The sequence below is a fragment of the Mesorhizobium sp. M5C.F.Ca.IN.020.32.2.1 genome (assembly GCF_004023105.1).
In the GTDB taxonomy this organism is placed as follows: Bacteria; Pseudomonadota; Alphaproteobacteria; order Rhizobiales; family Rhizobiaceae; genus Mesorhizobium; species Mesorhizobium wenxiniae.
Map to the genome: position 1 here is coordinate 1 of NZ_RZSX01001313.1, position 1,164 is coordinate 1,164.

Sequence of the window (1,164 nt, forward strand, 5' to 3'; positions counted from 1 at the left end):
AGCGACAGCAGTCTGAACGGTTTTTCGCTGGCGCCGACCAGTGTCTCGACGAAGGCGCTGGCCGGCTTCGCCAGGATCTCGGCGGGCTTGGCATATTGTACCAGCTTGCCGGCATCCATCACCGCGATCTTGTCGCCCATATGCACCGCCTCCTCCATGTCATGGGTGACGAGGATGATGGTGGTGCCAAAGCGCTTCTGGATCGCCAGAAGATCCTCCTGCGCCTTATTGCGGATGATCGGGTCGAGGGCACCGAACGGCTCGTCCATCAGAAGCACGTTCGGCTCGGCGGCAAGCGCGCGGGCAACGCCGACGCGCTGCTGCTGGCCGCCGGAAAGCTCGTGCGGATAGCGCGGCCCGAACGCCTCGGGGTCGAGCTGATAGAGCGTCATTAACTCTTCGACGCGGGCCTTGATGCGAGCCTTGTCCCAGCCGAGCAGCACTGGCACGGTGGCGATGTTCTGCGCCACCGTGCGGTGCGGAAACAGGCCGTGGCCCTGGATGGCGTAGCCGATGCTGCGCCGCAGTTCGTAGCCGGGCAGCGAACGGTTGTCGGCGCCGTCTAGCTTGATGACGCCCGAGGTCGGCTCGACCAACCGGTTGATCATGCGTAGCAGCGTCGTTTTGCCGGAGCCGGAAGTGCCGACAATCACGGCGATGGTGCGTGGTTCTATCAGCATCGACACGTCGTCGACGACGGTCGTCGCGTCATAGCGCTTGGTAATGCCTTCGATCTCGATCATGCCGTTTCAACCCTGCGCTTGGTGGCGGTCATTTCGATCACTGCGTCGAGGATGATGGCGGCGGCAAAGGCCATCGCCACCGTCGGCACGGCGCCGAGCAGCACCAGGTCCATCGCCGTCTGGCCGACGCCCTGGAACACGAAGACGCCGAAGCCGCCGCCGCCGATCAGCGCGGCAATGGTGGCGAGGCCGATGTTCTGCACCAGCACGATGCGGATGCCAGTGAGGATGACCGGAAAAGCCAGCGGAAACTCGACGCCGAACAGGCGCTGGCGATCGGTCATGCCCATGCCGCGGGCGGCGTCGTTGGCGGCGCGCGGCACGCCGGCAAGGCCGACCACGGTGTTGGCCACCACCGGCAGCAGCGAATAGAGGAACAGCGCGAGGAAGGCGGGGGTGGTGCCGCTGCCGCGAATGCCAA

The 1,164-nt window shown here is 65.4% G+C and carries 2 protein-coding genes; both read right to left on the minus strand.

What is annotated here, in order from left to right; all coding sequences use genetic code 11:
* The coding region (locus tag EOA86_RS35585) for an ABC transporter ATP-binding protein (protein ID WP_164892365.1) at nt 1-743 on the minus strand (743 nt) is incomplete at its 3' end.
* On the minus strand, nt 740-1,164 hold a 425-nt coding region (locus EOA86_RS35590; protein ID WP_164892366.1), incomplete at its 5' end, for an ABC transporter permease. The genes EOA86_RS35590 and EOA86_RS35585, both read right to left, overlap by 4 nt.